We start from the raw sequence: 4721 nt of genomic DNA, 5'->3' as shown, positions 1-4721 counted from the left end.
TAGGGCATACCGGAACCTTTGGGCTCGATCCAATAAACGCTTGGGGAGAGAATACCTCTACTTTTTCAGAAGCAATTCTGTCTAAGCAAGTAATCTCTGTGAACCAAGAATCCCCGTCTCTTTAGAGCGGGGAGTGTCAATGGACTCTGGAAATATTACCCGCTTTAATCCAACCTTCGCGACCATCGGACAGACGTATGCGCTGCCATTGGCCATCGCTGCTGGTTCCCACCACACTAACTTTAGTATTATAATCCAGACCGCCGAGACGAGTCGATTCACTGGTAGGTTGAGAGCGCAGACTTAAACCGCTTTGCCATGTCACCCGCGCTTGATAACCCTCGGATGTGGCTTCTCTTTTTCTTGCTTCGGGACTGGGTTTCGGGGAAGCTTTTGGTGCTGGTGCAGCTGTGGGAGACTCTTTCACCTCAGCTTGGGGTTGTTCTTGGACGGGAGTAGTAGGGATGGGAGAAGGTTTGACGGCGGTTTTTTCTTCCTTAGTTTCCTCTTTTTTCTCCTCGGTAAAGACGGGTTTAGGAGGATTAGAATTCATACCGGAGAGAAGCATATAGGCGACAGCAGTAGCCCCACCGACCAAAATCGCCACTCCCATGACAAAACCGAGCATAAATTGCAATAAACCAGATAAACGCTTCATATTGGTGCTAAATTAACTGCTAGAATTGACATTAAAACGATCATCGCGAGAGGCTAGACGAGCTTTACCGGACTTTGCCCAATCCTGTAGAAATTGAATCTGTTCTTGGGCAGTCCGAGCTAGGGGGATAATCTGACTAGCGGCCTCAAGCACATCATCGGTGCTAAAGTCGCGATTTTGACTAAAACCGATGTGCATCGCTTCCACGATGGTTTGTTCGATTTCTGCCCCCGAAAAATCGGGAGTTTCGTAGGCTAATCGCTTTATATCATAACTTTTCAGATTATGGGGCCGAACTTTCCCTAAATGAACGCTAAAAATCTCCTCGCGGGACTTTTGGCTAGGTAGTCCGACAAAAAATATCTCATCGAAGCGTCCTTTTCGCAACATTTCCGGGGGCAGAGATTGGATGTTATTAGCTGTAGCGACGACAAAAACCGGCGATTGTTTCTCGGCTAACCAAGTGATAAAAGTCCCGAAAACCCGCCCGGTGGTTCCCCCGTCACCTTTTCCCTCCGCTCCGGCGAAAGCTTTATCGATTTCGTCTATCCACAGCACACAGGGAGCTAAAGCTTCGGCGAGATTAATCATCTGACGGGTACGCGATTCCGATTCTCCCACCAATCCGCCAAATAAACGCCCCACGTCTAGACGCAGCAGCGGTAAGTGCCAATGATGGGAAATAGCTTTCGCTGTCAGGGATTTACCCGTCCCTTGAATTCCCACCAATAGTAAACCCCGGGGATTGGGTAAACCGTAGGCGCGGGCGCGTTCACTAAAGGCACCACCGCGACGAATCAGCCAATCTTTGAGATTATCTAGGCCGCCGATGTCAGAAATCTGCTCTGTGGCGGGATAAAAGTCCAATATCTGGGTTTGACGAATCGATTGGCGTTTTTCTGCCAAAATTAATTCCACGTCCTCTGGCTCAATTTTGCCGTGACTGGCTAAACATTTGGCTAAAACCCGACGAATTCTCTCTAGGGATAATCCTTGGGCAGAAAGCACTAATTCATCGAGGAGTGGTTCTTTGACGGGTTGTCCGGTGGCAGCGATTAATCGCTGGATTTCCTGTTTAATTTCTTCGCCACTGGGGAGGGGAAAATCGACGACGGTGATTACTTCGGTTAGATCCGAGGGGATAGACAGTTCGGGAGCGACGATAATTAGGTTTTTGGGCTGAGATTTCAGAGAACGGGCCAGATTTCGCAATTTTCTGGCGATGGAAATATCTTCTAAAAAGCGCTGGAAATCGCGTAAAATTATGATGGCGGCGATGTTAGGCGGCAGCTTTTCGACGAATTCAAGAGCTTGGAGGGGATTACGCCGAGCAAAGTTCTCATTATTGGGATTATCTTGATAACCATCCACGAAATCCCAGACATAGACAGCACGGTTATGGCTCTGTTTGGCAATATCGGCGATCGCTTTTTCGAGACGTTCCTCTTCTAGGGTGGTAATATAGATGAGAGGATAGCGCGCCCGCAGCAGTAATTCAAATTCTTCACCAAAGCTCATAGCTATTCGTCTATAGTTTTTGCTATTTAGGGCTTGCTGAATAAATCTAAAAACCTTGCTGGATAAGACTTTTAGACTTTTTGTCAATCCAAAAGTACCGGCCGTGGGAGTGAGCGGGGGGAAAATTCAGGTACTTTTTCCCTGAAAATTAGGTAATTGACCAGATGAAAATCGGTAAAACCCTACACCCCACACCCCACACCCCACACCCTGCCCCCACGAAAAACTTTTTGCCGCAAGCCCTATTTAGAGTAAAATTTCCCTGTGTTGAATTGCTAATTTATGGGCGGGAAAACCCTCGTACTCGGCTAAAGTTTTCGTGGTTTCTTTTAACTTTTCAAAGCCTTCAGGGGTGACATAAGCCAAAGTAGAGCGCTTGAGAAAATCATAAACCGAAACCGCCGAATAGGAACGGGCAAAACTTCCCGTCGGCAGCACAGCATTGACTCCGATGGCGTAGGTAGCCATAGAGGAAGGAGTATGATTTCCCAGGAGAATTTCGCCAGCATTTTTAATCTTGCCCAGAATGGCAAAAGGATTACTAACTAAAACCTCTAGATGTTCCGGGGCGTACTCATTGACAAAATCGAGGGATTGCTGCAAACTATCGGTTAAAATTATGCCCCCATAGGCGGCTAAACCCGCCTCACAAAATTCCCGTCGCCAATCTGGGAGTTTTTGCAGGTATTCCTGAGCGTATTCACTAGCAGCGATCGCCAAATCTTCACAGTGGGTGACTAATAAAGCCGCCGAATCCGCCCCGTGTTCCGCTTCAATTAATAAATCCAAGGCCGCTAAACGGGCATCGGTGGACTCATCGGCCAAAACTATCGACTCACTTGGACCGGCCGGCAAACCCACATCCACAGTACCGAACAGTAACCGCTTGGCCGCCGCCCCATAGACGCTGCACGGACCGGTAATTTTGTCAACCCTTTTGATATTTTTTGTTCCCAAAGCCAAAGCGGCGATCGCTTGTACGCCCCCTAATTTATAAATTTCTCTGACTCCAGCCATCTGCGCCGCCACCAGAGAAACGGGTTCCACGTTGCCCTGTTTATCGGGGGGAGTGCAAACGACAACTCTTTCCACTCCTGCCACCATTGCCGGGATGGCTAACATTAACATCATCGAGGGAAAAGCACCGCGGCCCCGGGGAACGTATAAACCCACATTGGGGATAGGAGAGATTTTTTCGCCGGCAAAGACACCGGTTTCAATTTCTGCCAGTAGTGTTTCTTCCGGCATTTGGCGACGATGTACCTCTTGAATATTCCGGAAAGCCTGTTCAATGGCAGTTTTTACTTCCGGTTCAATTAAATGAAAAGCCCGCTCAAATTCTGCCTCGCTGACTTTGATATTTTCTACCGTCGCACCTTCGTAGTCAAAACGCCGCACATAGTCCACAACGCCGGCATCCCCCCGTTTGCGGATGGTTTCTATGACCGTTTGAGCGACTTTGAGGGCGTTATCAATATCTAACTCGGCTCTTTTCTGAAGTTTTGCCCGTTCTGCGCTACTTAATTGCGAAAGTTTTAATATTCTAACCACTATTGCTGCTCCTACTGCCCCCCGTCCTCTCAAGAATAACGGGGAATCTGAATCTTTATTTTTATTGTAACCTTTGGGGGAGTGCCGGCTTTTCAGTGATCAGTAAACAGTAACCAGTAATCAGTGAACTGAAAACTCACATCTGATAACTGATAACAAAGGCCGAATCTAAAACCTAATTTGTTAAGCTAAAAGCTTTATTGCCAGATTCTTTCTCTTGCCTCTTGCCTCTTGCCTCCTGCCTCCTTGGGTATAATGCAGATCATGTTTAAGCTCTCTTGCTGTTCTGTAAATGCGATCGCTCTTAGTTTATTATGGGGGGCGAGTGGTGCTGTGTGGGCAGAAACGGATTTAGACTTAGACCCGAAAATTCGACAAGAAAGCCCAGTTTTAGAGCGTTGGTTAGAAAAAATACCCGATATCGCCGAAGATATTCGCCGCGATCCCAGTTTTCGCACTCGTATCCGCTTGGGATATGCAGAGTTTCCTTCTAGCGATAATTCCAGTGGCGTGATTTTGGGGGTAGAAGATGTGTTTTTCGGTCAAACCAGTTTAACCCTAAGCGGCGATTATCAGACGGCTTTTAACGGCAAAAGGACGGCAATAGGAGCCAATTTACAATACTATCTCCTCCCTTTGGGTGATTATGTCAATCTGGCTCCCATGGTGGGCTATCGTTACATTCAGACAGGAAATTACAGCACCGATGGGCTTAACTTAGGATTAAAGCTCAAATTAGCCCTTTCTCGCACGGGGGCAGCAGATATCACCGTCAGTCAGAGTTTTATCTCACCGGGGGGTGCTAACGAGGTGGGATTGACTACTCTTTCGGTTGGTTATGCGATTACCTCTAATTTACGTTTAGCTGCCGATATTCAAGCCCAAAATTCCCGCGCCCGTAAAGATAGCTCCCTAGGAATTTTACTGGAATGGCTGCCCTAATTAGGGTTTGCGGCAAAAAGTTTTTCGGTGGGGGTAGGGTGTGGGGTGTAGG

4 protein-coding genes are annotated in these 4721 nt (G+C 47.6%); 1 reads left to right on the top strand and 3 read right to left on the bottom strand.

All coding sequences use genetic code 11. The features are described from left to right. Positions 1-136 precede the first annotated feature (136 nt). The 3 genes from O9290_RS07055 to hisD all read right to left on the bottom strand — a co-directional run bounded on the left by O9290_RS07055 (position 137) and on the right by hisD (position 3727). Positions 137-658 carry an SH3 domain-containing protein gene (locus O9290_RS07055; protein ID WP_287971952.1) on the bottom strand — a complete coding sequence of 174 codons (522 nt, stop codon included), beginning with the start codon at positions 656-658 and terminating at the stop codon, positions 137-139. Positions 659-670: 12 nt separating this feature from the next. After that, a complete protein-coding gene (locus O9290_RS07050; protein WP_002798407.1) occupies positions 671-2176 on the bottom strand; it encodes a Ycf46 family AAA ATPase in 1506 nt (501 codons plus the stop codon). A 246-nt stretch (positions 2177-2422) separates the two neighbouring features. Next, positions 2423-3727, bottom strand: a complete 1305-nt coding sequence (gene hisD / locus O9290_RS07045) for a histidinol dehydrogenase (RefSeq protein WP_288056610.1) — start codon at positions 3725-3727, stop codon at positions 2423-2425. Positions 3728-3982: 255 nt separating this feature from the next. On the opposite strand from hisD, the gene O9290_RS07040 reads away from it, so the two are divergent. Continuing rightward, positions 3983-4669: a hypothetical protein gene (locus O9290_RS07040; RefSeq protein WP_288056613.1), complete on the top strand. Its 687-nt coding sequence runs from the start codon at positions 3983-3985 to the stop codon at positions 4667-4669. The last annotated feature ends 52 nt before the right edge of the window (positions 4670-4721 follow it).

This window comes from Microcystis sp. LE19-41.2A (assembly GCF_027530405.1).
GTDB lineage: Bacteria > Cyanobacteriota > Cyanobacteriia > Cyanobacteriales > Microcystaceae > Microcystis > Microcystis aeruginosa.
The sequence above is the reverse complement of the archived record's forward strand: the minus strand, read 5'-3'. Positions and strand labels throughout refer to the sequence as shown.